Annotated in this window: 20 protein-coding genes; 11 read left to right on the top strand and 9 right to left on the bottom strand. The window is 67.1% G+C overall.

Annotation, left to right across the window (positions count from 1 at the left end; all coding sequences use genetic code 11):
* Positions 1-418 (top strand): endonuclease/exonuclease/phosphatase family protein (locus tag SOM11_RS14155; protein WP_320478435.1); only part of this gene is annotated, 418 nt, incomplete at its 5' end.
* Between the two features lie 243 nt (positions 419-661).
* On the opposite strand, the gene SOM11_RS14160 is transcribed toward SOM11_RS14155, so the two are convergent.
* Positions 662-1,726 (bottom strand): CU044_5270 family protein, encoded by a 1,065-nt coding sequence (locus SOM11_RS14160; RefSeq protein WP_320478436.1) that lies wholly within the window; start codon positions 1,724-1,726, stop codon positions 662-664.
* On the bottom strand, positions 1,714-2,289 hold the full coding sequence (locus SOM11_RS14165; RefSeq protein WP_320478437.1) for a sigma-70 family RNA polymerase sigma factor: 576 nt from the start codon (positions 2,287-2,289) through the stop codon (positions 1,714-1,716). The genes SOM11_RS14160 and SOM11_RS14165 overlap by 13 nt, the downstream gene beginning before the upstream one ends.
* 260 nt (positions 2,290-2,549) lie before the next feature.
* Here SOM11_RS14165 and SOM11_RS14170 point away from each other — a divergent pair, with 260 nt between their 5' ends.
* Positions 2,550-3,047: a helix-turn-helix transcriptional regulator gene (locus SOM11_RS14170; RefSeq protein ID WP_320478438.1), complete on the top strand. Its 498-nt coding sequence runs from the start codon at positions 2,550-2,552 to the stop codon at positions 3,045-3,047.
* A gap of 111 nt (positions 3,048-3,158) precedes the next feature.
* Here SOM11_RS14170 and SOM11_RS14175 read toward each other — a convergent pair whose 3' ends face one another.
* The 3 genes from SOM11_RS14175 to SOM11_RS14185 all read right to left on the bottom strand — a co-directional run bounded on the left by SOM11_RS14175 (position 3,159) and on the right by SOM11_RS14185 (position 5,034).
* A complete protein-coding gene (locus SOM11_RS14175; RefSeq protein ID WP_320478439.1) occupies positions 3,159-3,539 on the bottom strand; it encodes a nuclear transport factor 2 family protein in 381 nt (126 codons plus the stop codon).
* A gap of 153 nt (positions 3,540-3,692) precedes the next feature.
* Positions 3,693-4,190, bottom strand: a complete 498-nt coding sequence (locus SOM11_RS14180) for a DUF2231 domain-containing protein (protein ID WP_320478440.1) — start codon at positions 4,188-4,190, stop codon at positions 3,693-3,695.
* A 46-nt stretch (positions 4,191-4,236) separates the two neighbouring features.
* A complete protein-coding gene (locus SOM11_RS14185) occupies positions 4,237-5,034 on the bottom strand; it encodes a hypothetical protein (protein WP_320478441.1) in 798 nt (265 codons plus the stop codon).
* Positions 5,035-5,152: 118 nt separating this feature from the next.
* Here SOM11_RS14185 and SOM11_RS14190 point away from each other — a divergent pair, with 118 nt between their 5' ends.
* The 4 genes from SOM11_RS14190 to SOM11_RS14205 are packed head-to-tail and all read left to right on the top strand — an operon-like array spanning position 5,153 to position 8,346.
* Positions 5,153-5,953: a phosphatase PAP2 family protein gene (locus SOM11_RS14190; protein ID WP_320478442.1), complete on the top strand. Its 801-nt coding sequence runs from the start codon at positions 5,153-5,155 to the stop codon at positions 5,951-5,953.
* Positions 5,950-6,618: a DedA family protein gene (locus SOM11_RS14195; RefSeq protein WP_320478443.1), complete on the top strand. Its 669-nt coding sequence runs from the start codon at positions 5,950-5,952 to the stop codon at positions 6,616-6,618. Before SOM11_RS14190 ends, SOM11_RS14195 begins: the two co-directional genes overlap by 4 nt.
* Positions 6,605-7,276 carry a response regulator transcription factor gene (locus SOM11_RS14200; RefSeq protein WP_320478444.1) on the top strand — a complete coding sequence of 224 codons (672 nt, stop codon included), beginning with the start codon at positions 6,605-6,607 and terminating at the stop codon, positions 7,274-7,276. Before SOM11_RS14195 ends, SOM11_RS14200 begins: the two co-directional genes overlap by 14 nt.
* Positions 7,273-8,346 carry a sensor histidine kinase gene (locus tag SOM11_RS14205; protein WP_243214686.1) on the top strand — a complete coding sequence of 358 codons (1,074 nt, stop codon included), beginning with the start codon at positions 7,273-7,275 and terminating at the stop codon, positions 8,344-8,346. Before SOM11_RS14200 ends, SOM11_RS14205 begins: the two co-directional genes overlap by 4 nt.
* Before the next feature lie 207 nt (positions 8,347-8,553).
* Here the strand turns inward: SOM11_RS14205 and SOM11_RS14210 are convergent, their stop codons facing one another.
* From SOM11_RS14210 to SOM11_RS14220, 3 genes are all read right to left on the bottom strand, one after another.
* Positions 8,554-8,829: a hypothetical protein gene (locus SOM11_RS14210; protein ID WP_146856361.1), complete on the bottom strand. Its 276-nt coding sequence runs from the start codon at positions 8,827-8,829 to the stop codon at positions 8,554-8,556.
* A gap of 242 nt (positions 8,830-9,071) precedes the next feature.
* Complete coding sequence (locus SOM11_RS14215; protein WP_146856359.1) at positions 9,072-9,587, bottom strand: hypothetical protein; 516 nt, start codon at positions 9,585-9,587, stop codon at positions 9,072-9,074.
* A 260-nt stretch (positions 9,588-9,847) separates the two neighbouring features.
* On the bottom strand, positions 9,848-11,074 hold the full coding sequence (locus tag SOM11_RS14220; RefSeq protein ID WP_320478445.1) for an alpha/beta hydrolase: 1,227 nt from the start codon (positions 11,072-11,074) through the stop codon (positions 9,848-9,850).
* Positions 11,075-11,349: 275 nt separating this feature from the next.
* Here SOM11_RS14220 and SOM11_RS14225 point away from each other — a divergent pair, with 275 nt between their 5' ends.
* Positions 11,350-11,952 carry a TetR/AcrR family transcriptional regulator gene (locus SOM11_RS14225; RefSeq protein ID WP_199859026.1) on the top strand — a complete coding sequence of 201 codons (603 nt, stop codon included), beginning with the start codon at positions 11,350-11,352 and terminating at the stop codon, positions 11,950-11,952.
* Positions 11,953-12,003: 51 nt separating this feature from the next.
* Here the strand turns inward: SOM11_RS14225 and SOM11_RS14230 are convergent, their stop codons facing one another.
* Positions 12,004-12,615: a TetR/AcrR family transcriptional regulator gene (locus SOM11_RS14230; protein ID WP_167627360.1), complete on the bottom strand. Its 612-nt coding sequence runs from the start codon at positions 12,613-12,615 to the stop codon at positions 12,004-12,006.
* 185 nt (positions 12,616-12,800) lie between these two features.
* Between SOM11_RS14230 and SOM11_RS14235 the strand changes: the two genes are divergently transcribed.
* The 4 genes from SOM11_RS14235 (at position 12,801) to SOM11_RS14250 (ending at position 17,288) form a co-directional block, all read left to right on the top strand.
* Positions 12,801-14,102 (top strand): MFS transporter, encoded by a 1,302-nt coding sequence (locus tag SOM11_RS14235; RefSeq protein WP_167627359.1) that lies wholly within the window; start codon positions 12,801-12,803, stop codon positions 14,100-14,102.
* A 32-nt stretch (positions 14,103-14,134) separates the two neighbouring features.
* Positions 14,135-15,277, top strand: coding sequence for a serine hydrolase domain-containing protein (locus SOM11_RS14240; RefSeq protein ID WP_167627358.1), 1,143 nt, complete (start codon positions 14,135-14,137; stop codon positions 15,275-15,277).
* A 28-nt stretch (positions 15,278-15,305) separates the two neighbouring features.
* Entirely contained in the window at positions 15,306-16,265 is a 960-nt protein-coding gene (locus tag SOM11_RS14245) for an alpha/beta hydrolase (protein WP_320478446.1), read from the top strand.
* Between the two features lie 606 nt (positions 16,266-16,871).
* Positions 16,872-17,288 (top strand): ATP-dependent DNA ligase, encoded by a 417-nt coding sequence (locus SOM11_RS14250; protein ID WP_320478447.1) that lies wholly within the window; start codon positions 16,872-16,874, stop codon positions 17,286-17,288.
* Positions 17,289-17,763: the final 475 nt, after the last annotated feature.

Here is a 17,763-nt window from a genome sequence, read left to right on the forward strand (position 1 = left end):
ACCGGCATGGGCTGGGTTCGTCGCGACCTCAGACAATCCCCGCGCCCCCGCCTTGCTCGTGGCGCATCTGCAGCGTCCTTCATTGGTCGACTCAAGCATCTGGCAGAGCCACGTCGACTGGGCGCGGCAACAGTGCGCGGACCGACGGAACATCGTCGCCGTCGGTGACTTCAACGCCACCCTGGCAAATCTCGGCGGCGACCAGCTCGGCCCCTGTCAGGATGCGGCCTCTGCTCTGGGCCTTGAGTCGACAGGCACCTGGCCCTCCGCTCTGCCAGCGTCTCTGGGCGCCCCGATCGACCACACCTTTTTCGGCCCAGGTTGGGAGCCCGTCGCCTTTGCGGTGCTCGACTCTCAGGCCACCCGAGGCTCAGACCACCGCCCCATCGTCACCGTGCTCAATCCGAACAGCTCGTAACCCGTCTCAATAGGGGATCGATCGGCGGTCAGGGCCGTTGCTGGCCGCCAGGGAGTTGGTCCTTCTACGACAGGCCGGACGCGAAGCAGCCCTTGCGGGGTGTCCCGCAAGGGCTGCTCCTTAGTAACTAGGTGAGGGGCTGGCGCCTCGCCTCGAGAAGGGCTTGGTTCCAGGCGGTGATGTCGAGCGGTTGCGTGGCGAGCAGGTCGGGCCGGATGGCCGGCGCTGATCCAGCCGCGGGCGTCAGCATTGGAACTCGCTTACACCGGTGACGACGCAGCCCTCGTCATCCATGGCGCCGTTGGGGGTTCCGCCCTCCGGGGCCGTGTCTGACACGGTGGTGCTGCTCGAGGTCCACGTCGTGGTCGTGCCGGCAGGCATGCCCGACTCGGGACTCAGGAGCACGCGGCGTTGGCCGATGAAGTCACCGGTCGATGGGTCCACGATCATCTCCTGGCGCGTGTTCGCTTTGCCCTCAGTTCGCCCGATCGCCACTCCGGTCCTGCCGTTCAAGGTTGCGCGGTCGTCCTGGATCTCTACGTCGGGGATGAGTGCTGCGGCCTCGTACAGGGCCGATCGCGTCTCAGCGGGCATCGGGTTCCGGGAGAGCGTGTCGATGATGTAGGTCAGAGCTTCGTCGTCGGAGGACACGCCCTGGCCGGCGGTCTCGTCCCGTATGGCGGCCAGAAGAGCACGAGGCTCCGTGGGCCACGTTTCAGCTTCGGTCGGCCCGCTGCGGGGGCTCCCGGCATAGAACGCGCCACCTGCGGCACGCACCAGCTCAGCGGTGCCGGCCGGCGCCTTTGCCGCCGCAGCCTCGGAGGCTGTTCCGAAGGTCGCGTAGGGCTTGGCGGCACCTCGGGCCCAGACCCACTCGTCGCCCTGGTTTGCAGGGATGAAGAGGCTGTCCGTTGCAATGGTCAGGTAGCTGGTGTCGCCGTCGTTACCCGCGGTGGTCGTGGAATTGACGGCCGTGGTGTCGATGCGGAGGTACTGTCCGGGGCCCACCACGGGGTCGGTCGTGCGGATGGCAGCCTCGGCCGACTCGTGAAGCACCGACGCCACGGCTGAGTCAGTGGTGCCGAAGCCCACGATGCTTGTAGCGACAAGACCCGTCACGACTGCCGCGGCGGCCAGGCTCATGCCGACAGCCCAGCGGAGCTTCGGGCGGGCCGGCACGCGTCGAGGCTGCGCCGCTTGTTCCGTAGCAGCGGCGTGCAGCAGCGCTGCGCGGCCACGGTCCAGGGCGGACTGGTCGGGGGGAGTGACGTCTATGCGGGTCTCCCGGAGGAGAGTCAGCTCGTCCACGGGGCACCTTCCAATCTGAGGGTCATGTCGTGCTGGGTGGATGCGCGCAGCAGGCGGCGTGCGCGGTTGAGGCGTGACCGGACGGTCCCGACTGGGATATTCAGGGCTTGGGCGATTCCCTCGTAGTCGAGGTCGGCCCAGGCGTAGAGGAGCAGCGTTTCTCGGTCCCGGGCGTGCATCTTGCGAAGCGCATGCCCGAGGTGTTCCATCGCTCGGTGCGCATCGGCCCTACCGTCGGCTTCCGAGAAGGCGTCGACTGTGACGTGGGAGGCGTGGTCCGCGTTCAGGCCGTGCCAGGCGCGGGCTTCAGTGCGTGCGTGCTTCCGCAGCAGTGTGGAGGCGATGCCGTAGAGCCAGGGCAGAGCGGTGTCGCGTTCCAGGTCGTAGTCGCGGCGTCGTTCAAACGCCACGAGGAACGTCTCGGACATGACGTCATCAGCGACGTCTGACCCGGCACGCCGGCTCACGAAACGATGGATGGCGGTGGCGTGCCGGTCGTACAGCTCGCTGAAGGCTGCACTCGCGGAGAGCGAGCTGCGGATGATGTCACTGTCGGTGGTCACACTCGTCTTTGTTCAAAGGCCCGATTCCGGTTCACGGAAAGTAGCAGCCAGGGGATGACGGCGACTTCGCCCAACAAGGATCGTTCCTGACTGCCCGCTAGGGGATCGCTAATCGGACGCGATCTGAGACCGCAGACTGCGGCTGCGGTGAAGGAGATAGTCGCGTCGGGGTGCCCCGAGGTGCTGCGTCGCCTAGATGTCGGGTGCTTGTCGGGTCGGTGTCGTGGACCTCGGGGCTGCTCGTTCTTAGTGTGAGATACATGAACGAGACACGGATCGTCGATCTCCGGACCCAGATGGGTTGGACCCAGGAACGCCTCGCTGACGAGAGCGGCGTGACCGTGCGCACCGTCCAGAGGCTCGAGGCGGGCAACGACGGGAGCCTCGACACGCTGTCCCGAGTGGCGAAGGCATTCGGTGTCACGGTGCGCGATCTCTTCGTCACTATCGCCGAGGACGACTATGGCCGCTCAGTCACCGCCCTCGACGAACGAACGACTCGCCAGCAGGAACGGCGGGGCCGTATCGAGGAGGGGTTCCGAGCCCTGTACTACGGGGTGGGTGTGCTCTTCACGATCGCAGTGGTCGTCGCAGTCGCCATCGACGTCGTGCCGAACGTCGCGATCTTCTTGATTCCTGCCTACTGGGTAGCCGGGTGGCTGTTGTCGATGTTCTTGTTCCTCGTCGTCCTCAGCCCTCGCCTGGACCGCGCCTACCCCCTCTCCCATGCCGCCACGGACGAGGCGACGAGCAGATAGACACAGCGTCCCGATAGCCGATCGCCCCTCGGGCAGTCAGAAACGATCGTTTCCGAGCGACGGCACCCAGCTTGCCGGTTGGGTGCTGGCGGAGAAATCGAGCCCAGGGGTCTATGCGGACGGTTCGGCGCTGCCCGCCACTACTTGCCAACGACCCTCGATGATCGACCAAAAGCGGCGGTACATCATGCGAGCCTCGATGCGGTGGCTTTTATCGAATACGACGATGTCCACGAGCGACGATGTCCGGCCATGACCATTTTGTTCCAGAGTTGACCGATGAAGCTCGGACAGCTTGTCGAATCGTGTTGCTCCCGAGGCATGAGCATCGAGATCAGCTGCACGGCCGATCACTGACCCGCCCGGCAGCTCGAAGGTCAGGCGCTCGTAAAGCAACTCACGAAGATGGCTTACGTCGCCACCGCGCATGGCTTGGTGAAGAGCATCTTGGGCTTGGTCGATGGAGCGTCCGTGATCGTCCCGCGTCGTCATGTGACGAGGCTAGTGTGCGGTTTCCGCAGACTGCGATTGACCAGAAAACGATCGTTTCTGCATGCCCGGTGGACGATCGATACCCGGGCGTGGCCGGCTCGTGTGAGGCGGTGCTGTTGGTCTCTACAGGCTTGTGCGAGCGGACGGGTGCGCTCAGGTGGCCGACGAGTCCGACCAGACAGCCTTCGCGCCTGAGTCGCCGACGCGGACCGTCGTGACGATCCCGCCGATGCTGGTGCCGACGACCAGCACCGTCAGCACGGCGCCCACGACCAGGCGCACGTCGCGCCGGAGGGCCGGCCGCGGGCGGTGCGCCTCCGGCGTGAGCACCCAGTGCTGCCACGCCCACTGCGCCACGGCGACCACGAACACGGCGATCGCCCACGGCAGCAGGGTGTCGCCCAGCTGCGTGTGGGCCTCGAGCAGTGCGCTGGGGCCGACCCGCTCCTCCAGTGACTCGCCGGAGGACGTCGCGAGGGGCACCGCGATCAGCGACACCAGGGCTATCAGCGGGGTGATGACGCCCAGCCGTCGACGGAGCGCGGGCCAGAACGCGCCGATCAGGATCAGCAGTGACGCCGTCGGGAACGCCACGGTGACGAGGTGGACGACGAGCGGGTGCATCGGGAGGCCGTTGATCTGCCAGTCCATGGGGTCTTCTTTCTCGAGGGCGTGGTGAGGGAGGAGGGCGGGGCGGTCAGACGCGCAGCGCGGGTCGCGCCGGTCGTCGCACCGTGAGCACGACGACGATCGCGGCGATCGCGGCGAGGAAGACGACGCTCGTGACGGTCGACCCGAGGCCGAGCCCGCCGTCGGCTGCCGGCTGCGACAGGAAGTCTCCGACGGAGGCGCCGAGCGGCCGGGTGAGGACGTACGCGGCCCAGAAGGCGAGCACCGACCCGACGCCGGCGAACCGGTGCGCCAGGGCGACGACGGCGATCGCCGCGGCGAACAGCAGCGCCGAGGGCAGGTAGCCGAGCGCGAGCTGCTCGCCGAGGAGGTCGCCGACCGCGGTGCCGAGCGCGAAGGTCATCAGCACGGCGGCCCAGTAGAAGGACTCGCGACGCGGGGTCGTGACCTCGTGGATCGAGAGGGTGCCCTCGATGCGGTGCCAGACGACGAACACGATGACCAGCGCCACCGCGAAGACGGCCGTCGACACCCACAGGCTGACGCCGAGCGAGTCGGTCAGCGTGTCGGTCAGGAGGGTGCCGACGACGCTGATCAGCACGACCGCGAGCCAGTAGACGACGGGCACGTAGACCCGCGTCCTGAACTGCACGACCAGCGCCACGACGAGCAGGGCAGCCATCACCACACTCGTCACGGTCAGCCCGAGTCCGAGGCCGTCGGCGAGGAAGTCGGCGAAGGTCTCGCCGACGGTGGTGCAGAGCACCTTGATCACCCAGAAGGCGACGGTGATCTCGGGGACCTTGTTCAGCAGGGCCCGGCGGTCGGGGGCCGTGGCCCCGGTCGGAACAGCGCGTGTCGTCATGCGATGACGGTCGCGTGTCGCCTCCCAGAAACCGCTCAGAGCCCGAGACGAGGAGGCGCGGGTCGGCCCGCCAGGGCATCTGGGCGGTTTCTGGGACAGCCGGGCGGAGGCTCGGCGCATGACCGTCCTGCACAGTCCGACCTCGTCGGCGCTCCCTCGCGACCGCACCGCGCCTCCTCTTTTTCCGGCCGTCCGCGCCGTCGTCTGCGACGGGGCGTGGGCGGTGTCAGGCGCGGCCGGCTTCGCCGGCGTCGTCGTCGCGGGGCTGCTGATCACCTCGGGCACGGGCGGCGTGAACGAGGTCGACCTCGACCTCGTGCAGCACGCGAGCCGCGCGCAGGTGCCGGTGCTCGACGAGGCCGCGCTGCTCGTCGACCGGCTGCTCGGGCCGCAGCTCGGCGCAGCCCTCGTGCTGCTGCTGTCCGTCGCGGTCTGGGTGGTGAGCCGTCGCGCGGCTGCGGCCCTCACCGTCCTCGGCGTCGCGATCGGGCCGTGGGCCGCGGCCGAGCTGGTCAAGCTCGTCGTGCAGCGCGACCGGCCCGACCCCGGGCTCCTCGCCAACCCACTGATCATCGAGCCGCACTCCTTCTCGTTCCCCAGCGGGCACACGGCCCTCGCGACCGGGCTCGCACTGGCACTCGTGCTGCTCGTCTGGGGGAGGCGCTGCGCGTCCATCGTGGTCGGGGCCTCCGCCCTCGGCGTATCGGTCGTCGGGCTGTCACGCGTCTGGGTCGGTGTGCACTGGCCGAGCGATACGGTCGCGTCCGTCGTGCTCGGCTGCTCGGTGGTCGCGCTGCTGCTGCCGCCGTGGCTGCGCCTCCTCGACCGGATCGGGCAGCGCTCAGACCCGGCCCACCCCGTCGAGGCCTCGGCACCGAACCCCAACACGACCACCGAGCCAGGACGGACCCGTTCATGAGCATCCTCGACCCCCAGACCCTCCTCGCAGGCATGGGCCCGTGGGCCCTCGGCGGCCTGTCGCTGATGATCTTCGTCGAGTCGGGCCTGCTGTTCCCCTTCCTGCCCGGCGACTCCCTGCTGGTCACCGCCGGCCTGCTGCACCAGAGCCTCGGCCTGAGCGTCGCGGTGATCGCGCTCTGCGCGTTCCTCGCGGCGGCCGCCGGCGACCAGGTCGGGTTCTTCCTCGGCCACCGGTTCGGGCGCGGCTGGTTCCGCCCCGACGCCCGCGTGCTGAAGACGGCGCACCTCGAGCAGGCCGAGGCGTTCTTCGAGCGCCACGGCGGCAAGGCGCTCGTGCTCGGCCGGTTCGTGCCCGTCGTCCGCACCTTCGTGCCGCTGGCCGCCGGGACCAGCGGCTACCCGTACCGGCGGTTCGTCGTGTGGAACCTCACGGGCGCGTTTTTCTGGGCCGTCGGCATGACGGTCCTCGGATCGCTGCTCGGTGGCCTACCGTTCGTGGCAGACCACATCGACCTGCTCGCCGTCGCGCTCGTCGTCGTGTCGGTGCTTCCGATCGTGGTCACCGCCCTGCGGCGCTCGGACACCGGCCGGGTCGAGAAGACCGTGAGGGCGACGAACCCGACGACGAGGACGGACGAGGAGGCGGTGGGTGACCGGTCCTGACACACGCCCGCGCCTCTTGCTGGTCGAGGACGACCCCGGGCTCGGGCCCATCATGGCCGACGTGCTCGGCGAGGCATGGCAGGTCGACCTCGTGGCCGACGGTCGCCGCGGGCTCGACGCCGCTCGAGCTGGTGGGTACGCCGTGCTGGTCGTCGACCGGCGCCTCCCGAGGCTCGAGGGCACCGAGCTCGTCGCGACCCTTCGTCGGGAGCACATCACGACCCCCGTGCTGATGCTGACGGCGCTCGGCATGACCGCCGACCGTGTCGCGGGGCTCGACGGCGGGGCCGACGACTACCTCGTCAAGCCGTTCGAGTTCGACGAGCTGTTCGCTCGGCTGCGTGCCCTGACACGGTCGTTCGCCGCCGAGGAGCGCTGGCTCGACCTGGGGGAGGCCCGCCTGTATCCCGAGAGCCGCATCGTCGTCACGCCGTGGTCGAGCCGCGTCGTGCTGAGCGAGCGGGAGAGCGCGCTGCTCGCCGAGCTCGCCCGACGCCCGGACCACACCTTCGACCGGGCCGACCTGCTCTCCCGCGTGTTCCCGCACGGCGAGCAGCTCGGCACCGTCGACACCTACGTCAGCTACCTGCGCCGCAAGATCGACCGCGACGTCGTCCTCACCGTGCGTGGGCGCGGGTACCGGGTGGGCGCCCTGTGAGCGGACCGCGACGGCGAGGGCGCGGGCGCACCGTCGCCCAGGCCCTGCCCGAACCGGAGGCCGCGGCCCTGCAGGCTGCCGCCCGGTCGATCGGCCGACAGATCGTGCTCGTCTCGGGCCTCGTCGTCGTGGGCGCCCTCGCCCTGACGATCGCGTGGGTCCTGCACCAGACGATCCCGCAGGAACGTCTCGAGCAGGTCGCCGCCGCCGGTCAGGGCGAGGTCTTCGTCTCGGCGACCGACGTCGTGGCCGGCTTCGTCGTGCTCGGAGTCGCCGGCGTTGTGTTCGCGGGCCTCGTCGCGGTCGTCATCGCCCGGCGAGCCGTCCGGCCGCTCGGCGAGGCCCTGCGCCTGCAACGGCAGTTCGTCGCCGACGCGAGCCACGAGCTGCGCACGCCCCTCGCCGTGCTCGACGCCCGCCTCCAGGCGCTGCAGCGCAATATCGCAGGAGGCGCGGCGAATGCCGACGAGCACGTCACCGCCGACCTGGCGAGACTCCGCGACGACTCGCGAGCCCTGATCGACATCGTCGGAGACCTGCTCGAGGCGGCAGGAGGCGACCCTGCTGGCCCGGCTGCCGTGCCCGAGCCGGTCCTGCTCGACGACGTCGTCGAGGACGTCCTGCGGTCGATGTCAGTGCTCGCCGACGAGCGCGACGTGGCCCTGCGGCACGACAGCACCACCGTCTCGTGGGTCCGAGTGCCGCGCGCGAGCCTCCGACGAGCGGTACTGGCTCTGCTCGACAACGCGATCGGCCACGCACCCTCGGGCTCGACCGTCACACTGTCGACCCGGGACGAGCGCGGCTCGGTCGTGCTCACGGTCACCGATGAGGGGCCAGGGATCACAGGCATCGAGCCGACGCGCGTCTTCGACCGGTTCGCGCGGTCGGAGCCAGCAGACAAAGCCTCGTGGCGTGCCAGCGGCGGCACCCGACCAAGCTTCGGAATCGGTCTCGCCCTCGTCAGAGAGATCGCCCTACGCCACGGAGGAAGCGTCCGGGTCGCTTCGACCTCCGCCACGGGTACGACGCTCGAGCTGGTCTTGCCAGTCCCGACATGCACGACCTGACGCGAACGGTCAGCGTGTCCCGACAGGGGATGGCGCTGCGGGCATTCTCGAGGGCGGCGTCGTCCGCGGTCGGATAGCCGCGTGTCCGGACCATCCGAACACGCTCTACAACGCCTCTCGCGAGGTCACCCATACGGTCGTGGCGATCAGCGTCCTGTGCTTCCCGTTGTACGTGGGCTGGCGTGGCTAACTTGACCGAGGCTGGCGCTAGTCGGGGCGCCCGTTCTGGGGTTCGTCGGTCGGGACCAGGACATCGCCCACCATGACAGCTGTGTTGCAGTCGAAGGGGCCGGCGGTGGCGGGTCGCGACATCTGCCACCAGCGTCGACCGAAGCGATCACACACGACACTGGTGACGTCGCCAGCGACGGCGACGTACTCGAGGGCGCCGTCGGGGTTCTCTCCGACGACTCCGGACGCGCCCTCCCGCTCGCCCATGTCGACGATGGGCGCAGTGGTCGGCATCGACGTGGGCGTGGGCATGGGCGTGGCAGGCGGAGCAGCCGTGCTCGACGGCGTTACCTGAGCCGAGGGATTAGCGGTTGGCGGCACTGAGTCGCTCGTGCACGAAGCGGATGAGAACACGAAGGCCACAGCGAGAACGGGCATCGCGAGCCAGGACCGAACCTTCACACGATGAGGTTAAGTCATTCCAGGCCTTCAGGGGAGCTGTGGTCGGCGGCAACGTCCTAATTTTGTCCGATGATCGCTTCGTGGTCCCGCGTCTAGGGCTGCATGGCCACTTGGCGGTAGGCGCTGTAGAGGGTGTCGACGTAGTCGGGGCACTCGGCCGAGCTGCCCCGGATTTGACCGTCAGGGTTCGCGGTGAGGGTCATGCAAGCGACGAGCGCGCGTGTGTCCGAGCCAAATAGCCCGACACTGCCGGTGCTCTGATCGGCTATGAGGAAGGACACCGACACGACCCCCTGCTCGTCGGTGCTCAGGTCGTAGACGACGCTCGTCGGAGGACCTGCGGGAGAGTCGCTGGCCGGTTCGGCGCCGTCGAGCGCGAGGTCCGTGTACAGCTCGCCCGCTCGTATTCGTTGCTCGACCGAGTCTCCCGTGGGGTTGTCGCCGATGTACTCCAGGTAGCTCCGCATCTGTTCCGCTTGCTCTTTGATCTTGCCCTTGATGGTGTGATCGACCGAAGCGGCGCAACTCGTGCATGCTGCGGCAAGCACGAGGGCCACGGCGCCGGCGCCGGCCATGCGGACAGCTGACCTGGGGACGAATCGGCTCATGGGTCATCACTGTGGAGCACTGGCCGGACTTGGTCAACGGGATTCGACTCCGGCGTGACCACTTCCGGTTGGCGCCGTCATCCGCGGACGACGGATGGAACACAGTGTCAGCCGCAGAGAGAGCGTTGATCGGCAGCGCCCTAGAGCTCGGTCGAGGGACTCCGCGAAGGTGCCCGATAGGGGATCCCCTCGTGGGAAGCCCCGGTATCGGACCGGGGCATCCCACCAGCATCGGATGCACGGCGGCGTGAGGTGAGTGGTCAAAGACCGAGTGCTGACAAGAACGCGAGCTTTTTCTCGTTGTACGTGTCGGTCCATTTGCCCGGCATCGCCATGTAGCCGTGGCCCAGAATCGCCGAGCTCGCTGGCGGAACGTCGACGGCGTTCGTCACTCCGAGCTGGTCGAGGCGTTCGTGCAGGTTCTCGGCCTGATCCGGGAACGTGCCGGTGTTCCCGTCCGCGATGAACGTGGCGGGGAAGTCTGCGGTCACGTGGTTGGTGACGGATGCTTCCTCAATCAGGGCCGCGGAGGTGCCCACGTAGCTGCGTGCAGACAGTCCGAAGATGAGGTCCTTCACCGGTTGCGGCGTCTGCGTCTCGCCTGTCTTCTCCAGCTCGAGCGCAGGACTGTCGAGCATGACTGCTCGCAGAGCGTCACCTATGACCGGTTCCACTCCGATACTCGCGGCATAGGTCGGGTTGGTCTGGATGTTCGCGAACTGGCCGGCGAGCTGGCCGCCGGCGCTTCCTCCTCCGATGATGACGTCGGACATGTTCAGGCCGTACTGCTCGGCATTTTGCTGAAGGAAGGAGACTGCCTGCGAAACTTGTTTCACCTGTGTGGGGTACTTGACGGTCGGGGCAAGGCCGTAATCGAGGCTGACGAAGTTGAACCCACCGTCGAGGACGGGGTCTGTGGTGACGGCAAAACCGCCACCGGGTGCGTTCGGGTCGCCGTCGGACTTAGTCCCACCGATCCAGCCGCCACCGTGGATGTAGATGTAAGTGGGCCGCTTGACCGATGCGTCGTCATCGGCGATGTAGATGTCGAGAAAGCTGCTGGGGTACTCATCGCCGTATCGGACGTCGCTCGTGAGCCCATCTCCGTTCGCTGTCACGCTGACAGCTCCCTCGGGTCCTCGGGGTTGGAACGATGGTGTCTGACCGGCGGCGGCTTGGATCGGGATGGCCACCGCCGCGGGTGCCGCGGCAACCAGGAGCACGACAGCGGAGGTGACCGCGGCGATGACGACGAGAAGGGTGCTCACGACGCTCCGCAGGATGGTGAGAAGGGATCGAGTAGACGCAGAGGCACGCTCCTGCCCGAGGGCGCGGCGACGCGTCCTGCTCAGCTTCCAGAAACCGGCGAAGCACGAGAAGGCAACCACCAGTGCAACCCCCAGGGCCACTGCCCACGCGGGGTACCAGGCGGTCACGAGCCACGCGATCTGCGCGCTGGCGCTGATGATCGCCGAGAGGATCGTCACCCAGGCCGCCTTGCTGCCCCCCGGGCGGCGCCAGGCCACACCTGCGGCCAGCAAGCCCACGAGGAGCAAGGCTCCCGCGGGGGGGGTAACGGACGAAGAACGGCTCGGCCCAGGCAACGAGGAGCACGTAAAGGCCACTGGTGAGCAGCGCCCAACGAGTCCAGCGGGGGCGTTCGATTCGGGCGAGGGTCGGGTCGACCATGAGTCCTCCAAAATTGCGGTTGACTGCAACTATACGCTTCAGTGCAGAAGTACAGAAGAGGTAAGGTCGGCGTATGGCTGCAACTTCGCTGAGGGAACGCTCGAAGGAGCGCCGGTACCGTGCTGTTCTCCTTGCCGGCATGCGGCTGTTCGCCGAACAGGGCTACGACGCGACGACAGTGGCGCAGATCGCTGAGGAGGCGGAGGTGTCGACCCGGTCTGTGTCGGCGTACTTCCCGACGAAGCTCCACATCGCCACGGCGTCCTCGTCCGCGGCGGCTGATCGCTTGATCCTCGCGTTGCGCTCACGTGACGAGGGCGAGTCGATCGTCGATCGTGTCGTTCAGTGGCTCCGCGAAGAACCGGCTTTTGTTCCGGAGGAGGAGTGGCGGCTCAGAGCCGCCATGCTTGAGCGGAATCCGGTGCTGCAGGGGTCCGGACCAGAGGATTCCCCTCCCCTCCTCGCCATCGCGGCCGACGCGATTGCGGAAGACCTCGACGTCCCGCCGGATCACCCGGGGGTGCAGATCACCTTGGGCATCGTTGCGGGGATCGTCGTGCGGGTGGAGCTGCTCGTCGGATCACACCGCGAGGACGATGAGACCCTGAAACTGATTCACGATGCCCTCTCAGGTGCTATCGATGCGGTCAGGAGAAGCAGCCGGTCTTCGGACTGATCGCGAGGTCGCGACGCCCTCGAGGCATCGTGCGCTCATGCGCTCATGCGCTCATGCGCGCAGGAACGCTAGGAACCCATCGAGGTGCGCGGCGACGTCGACCGTGGGGTCATAGAGCCACTGCATCTGGAGCCCGCGCGCCATGGCGGTGAGTTGACGCGCGGTGAGGTCGAGGTCCAGGTCCGCGCGCAGACGACCCTTTTCCTGCTCACGCTCAAGCTCCCGACGAACGTCGGCATTGAACAGATCGATCCGGTGGTGGGTGAAGTCGTGCCCCGGGTGGTCCTTCCGAATTGCCTCCGCCTGCATGGTGGCGTCGAGCTGGATCAATCCCGGAAAATTCTCATTCTGTCGCACGAGCTCCGAGAGTGCAGCCAGCAAGCCCCGCTCGGAGAGCGACCGCTCCAGTAGGGGCCGGTCCCGCTCCGCCTGACGGTCGAAGACGGCCTGCAGCAGGTCCTCCTTAGAGGGGAAGTGGTAGCTGAGGGCGGCGTGACTGACCCCGAGCTCCTCTGCGATCTTCCGCAACGACAGGCGCTGGAAGCCGTGCGTCGCGAATATCTCGAACGCACGGTCGATGAACAGGTCTCGCCGCTGCAGTCCGTTCGCGTATCGTCCGCGCCGCTTCGACACGGCCGGCTGTTCCGTTGCCTCCGGCGCCATCTGCTCTCCTTCGATCCGCGAGACCCGCGCCCTGCACCTCATCCTCGCATGAACATTTGCCAAACCGAATAATTGCCGCCCCGAATGCTTGCCATCCTGGACAATTTTGATCTACAGTCAGCCGCAGCCGGGTTCGCCGGTACCCACGACGAGGCCTGGCCTCGATGTCTTCGAAGGAGAAGGTCATGACAGAAGCGATTCCGGCGCCCCCTCGCGCGGTGAACGCCTGGTGGGTGGGGACAGTGGCCGGCATGGCGTCCTTCGTCGATGGCGCGGCCCTGAACGGTGTCGGTTTCGCGTTGGTGATTCTCCAGCAGACGATCGGTCTCACCCCCGGGCAGATCGGGGTGCTCACCAGCGCACTCACCTTCGGGGTGGCGGTCGGCGCTCTGATCGGCGGTCGCCTTGGCGACCGCTTCGGGCGGCGTCGGGTGTTTGTGGTCACGATGATCTTCATCGCCCTCGGCGCATCGGTCCCGATCGTGGCCACCGCGTTCCCGCTGCTGCTGCTGGGTCTAGGTGTCCTCGGTGTAGCGATCGGGGCAGATATCCCCGTCTCCCTCGCGACCATCGCCGAAGCGGCGACAGATCAGAACCGCGGCAAGATCCTCGTGATGTCCAACCTCCTCGCCGGAGTCGGCATCGGCGCCGTCGTCCTCGTTGCCACCCTCACCGGCGGGACCGGGATCTTCGCCGCGCAGGCCATCTTCGGCCTCATCGCCGTCGTCGCGGTCATCGTCCTCGCGCTGCGACTTACGATCCCCGAATCCACCAGCTGGCGAGCTGCTCGCCTGGAACAGACACAGGGCGTGCACACCGTGCGCGCTGACCGCTCGAAGCTGCGGGACCTCATCACGCCCCCGCTGCGCTTCCCGTTCCTCATCCTCGTCGGGTTCTTCACGCTGGTGAGCATCCCGATCACGCTCTTTGGCTCCTACGCGGCCTACATCGGAGCGAACTTCACCGGCACTCCCGTGTCCGAATTCTCCGTGTTCGTGCTGTTCCTCGTACCGCTCGCGATCATCGTGCAGGTCATCTTCATGCGAGTGGTCGACACCCGTTTCCGCCTCACCTTCTTCATCCTCGGCGGAATCCTCTACGTCGCGGCATACCTCATTCCCGTCATCCTCGGAATGAACCTGGCCACGCTCGTCACCACGGTGCTCGTTTCCGGCATGGGCACCGTTTTTTGCGGAGAGCCCATCTTCCGCGTGTGGGTGAACGAGGCGTTCCCGACCATGCTCCGCTCCACCGGCCAAGGCGTCATCTTCGCCATCGCCCGCCTGGTGCCAGCACTGCTCCTGGTCCCCGTGCCGTTCCTTCTCTCGAGCTCAATCAACGGCTTCCTGATCGCCCTCTCCGTCCTCGCCGCCGCCGGTATCGCCGTCGGCTGGTTCGGGGTGCGCAGCGGACGCCTCATCAACGAGTTCCACCACGAGACCGAGAGCATCGACATCACCGCCGCCACTTCGTCCTCAGCATCATGACCACCCCCACCCAGAAGGCCTCCACGCCACCCATGAGCACTTCCGCCCCCACCATCCACGGACACGTCGAACCCGGATTCCAACGCGTCGCCGACGCGTTCACTCAGAACTTCACCGAACGCGGCGACACCGGGGCTGCCTGCACCGTCTATCTCCACGGCGTCCCCGTCGTCGACCTCCACGGCGGCACCTTCCGCCACGGACCGTGGACGGCCAACACCCGCAGCATCCTCTTCTCCGTCAGCAAAGGCGTCACCACCATCTGCCTGCTCATGGCCGTCGAAGCGGGCCATCTCACCCTCGATGAACCGGTCGCCACCTACTGGCCGGAATTCGCCGACCACGGCAAGAGCGCACTGACCGTCCGGCAGCTCCTCGCGCACCGCGCCGGACTCATCGCCCCCGACGAGCCCCTCACAGTGGAGGACCTGCGCGCGTGGCATCCGGTCACCGAGGCCCTCGCCCGGCAGAACCCGCTCTGGGAGCCTGGGACCGCGCACTCATACCACGCCCTCACCTTCGGCTGGCTCGCCGGTGAAGTCCTCCGTCGCACCACCGGACTACGCCCCGCGGACTGGCTCCACCAGCACATCGCCGGCCCCCTCGGCCTCGGACTCACCTTCGGGACCGACCCCGACACCGACCCGGACTTCGCGCTCCAGGAGCAGCCACTCCCCGACACCGCCGCACCACCGTGGAAGAGCCCGAACATCGACATGCTGGCGCGCGTGATGGGGATGAACGGAGCCATCGACGGCCTCAACCTGTTCGGCTCCGCGAACACCCCCGACCTTCTCGGCTTCGAGATTCCCGCTGCGAACATCGTCGGCACCGCCCACGACATCGCCCGCCTCTACGCCGCGACCATCGGCGAGGTCGACGGGATCCGCTTGCTTCAGCCCGCCACCACCCGCGACGCCCGCCTCCCTCAATCGGTCGGCGCGCCGTTCTTCGGCCCCGACTCGGGGCTTCGCTGGGGCACGGGATTCATGCTCGACTCCACCCCCCGAGGCATGGCCGGCCCCGGCAGCTTCGGCCACGACGGAGCCGGTGGTCAGCTCGGCTTCGCGCATGCCGAATCCGGTGTTTCCCTCGGATACGCGACAATCCGCCCCGGCGGCTACCCCGACGACCGCGCCGAGGCTCTCTGCCGCGCACTGCGCGACAGCCTCTGAAACCCCACTCTTCGAAGGAGAAGAACTCATGCCGCTCGACCCGTTCCTCGTTCCCCTGCTCGAGACCATGCCGACCGTCCCCGCCGAGATCGACGACATCGCCGCATTCCGCTTGCAGGAGAACGCAGGCGCCGCCGCACTCGCCGAGCAGCTGCTCGAACCCGCCCCACCCGTCCGAAGCAAGCGCACCGTGACCCTCCCCGTCCAGGACGGGGAGATCACTCTTAACGTCTTCCACCCGGACAGCGACGGCCCCCACCCCGTCCACCTCTACTTCCACGGCGGCGGTTGGATCGGCGGCACCATCCACTCGATGGTCATCGACATCCTCTGCCAGGAACGCGCCGCCGGAGCGGACTGCATCGTCGTCGCCGTCGAGTACCGCAAAGCCCCCGAACACCCCTTCCCCACCGCTCTCAATGACAGCTACGCCGCGCTGCTCTGGGTCGCCGAGAATATCGAGAACCTCGGTGCCCGCGCCGACCTGATCACCGTCGGCGGAGGATCAGCCGGCGCCAACCTCGCCGCCGCCCTCTGCCTGAAAGCCCGAGACGACGACGGTCCCGCGATCGCCTTCCAACTGCTGGAAGTCCCCTCGCTCGACTTCACCTTCAGCAGCCCCTCCATCCGCCGAAACGCCACCGGCTACGGACTCACCGAACAGACCCTGCACCTGTGCCGACGCCTATACCTTCCGTCCGAGGCCGACGCGACCAACCCCTACGCATCACCGCTGCTCGCCGAGAACCTCAGCGACCTGCCCCCGGCGCACATAATGTCGGCGGAATACGACCCCATCGTCGACGACGGCGCACGCTACGCCGAACGCCTCACCCTCGACCGAGTTCCCGCAACGTTCTCCCTACAACTCGGGCACATCCACGGGTCAAGCGCCTTTACGAAAGTCATGGCATCCGCCCGAGCCTGGCGAGAAGAGGGACTACAAGCCCTGCGAGCGGCCCACGCTCGAAAGTCACCAGTGAGCTGAACCGCGCCCGGTAGGCCATCCATAACCGGACTCTGTATCGAGGCGAGCATGAGTGGTGGCGAGCGTCTGGTGGTTCAGGAACCAGACGCCCGCCGGTGTCACCCTGTCATGCACAGGGCGACTAGTTTCCCGGGCCGTGGCTTACCGGCCGCGGGAAGGATGAGGATGGCCCTAGATGGGTCCGGGTCGGTGGGGGAACCATAGACCCGCAATCCTCTCGCCGCTAGTGGGTGCTTAGGACCTGCCAGCACCTATCGTGCGCGGGGGCTTATGTCTAGACCTTTTTGTTGCCCGTGACGTCGGAGAGTCTGGTCTAGTCCTGAGGGCGGTTCAGGTTCTCTGGGCGTGCAGTTCGCATTGATCGGGTTCGGTGCGGCTGGCAGCGGCAGGGTCCTCTTCACGGGTGAGGCCCTGCCGCCTTCTCGCGCTCCCTGGGATTTCTTGGTCCCTGAGAAGACTCGAGCTGTTGAACCTCATGCGCGCAAGAGCCACCATGGGTGGCCCCATTGGCATGGCCCGGAGAGTGCATAGTGTCGTGAGCACACCCACCCGCAGCCCAGGCCCTGCTGTCAGCACCGTTTCGGCGCACTAACTTTCGGAGCCTCCATGGGGTACATCGTGTACGACGGTGAGATTCTCGAGTTCAAAGTCGAAGACCGCCTTCTTGCCCACTTGCAGATCGTGATCGTGAACAAGTTCCGCAAGAACGAGTCGTTCATGTTTTCGTGGAAAGAGCCCATCGAGACGGGGGATGGGCGTTCCACGGTGTGGCTGTCACCGAACATTGGGTTGCGGTTCAAATTCGCGGGGAGTCGCACGATAGAGATCAACCCGACCTGGCTTGCTGCGCTCTATGCCAGTGCCGCATCTGGGCGGGGCCTCTACCCGGAGGCCGAACCTGCCCATGACCCCGGAACCCATCTTCCCGGTGTGACTGGTGACCACGTTGACTGGGCTAGCGATCGTCCCGAGCCGCCCAAGACTCGGGCAGCAAGGCCACCGGTAGGAACCAAGGCTCCATGACCCGGGTTAGGCGCTCAGCGGTGCGCGCTCACCCCGGGCGACCTCCGAGAGCTAGATATCAGCAGGGCGTGTCCCGATAGACGATCGGTGAGAGGCCAGCTACGGAACTTGGTTTCTCGACCGGTGATCGTGGCTGTCACGTGGTGGGCAGATCGTTGGGTCGATGTGCTCAGCCGAAGCGAGGGCGGCGCAGTGAGGGGGAGCGCGATGCTGTGTCGGACCACGTTTAAAGACGGATGTAGTCATTCTTCTAACTCGCGATTCCCCCGTCTCGTCTCGATGCATGCGAAGCGAAACGATGCCCTCGGGGTGCCACTACCAAGCAACTCAGACGCCTGTCCGGTTTGCGAGTCTAGAACGACTGTTCGTTGTCCAATTTCGGAAATTCGGACCAGAAACGTCGTCGTGACATGGGTTGCTGGGCTGCCCACTGTCGGCTAACACCCCCGCAAATATCACGAGCAAGACTCAGTAG

The organism is Frigoribacterium sp. CFBP9029 (assembly GCF_034045305.1).
GTDB lineage: Bacteria > Actinomycetota > Actinomycetes > Actinomycetales > Microbacteriaceae > Frigoribacterium.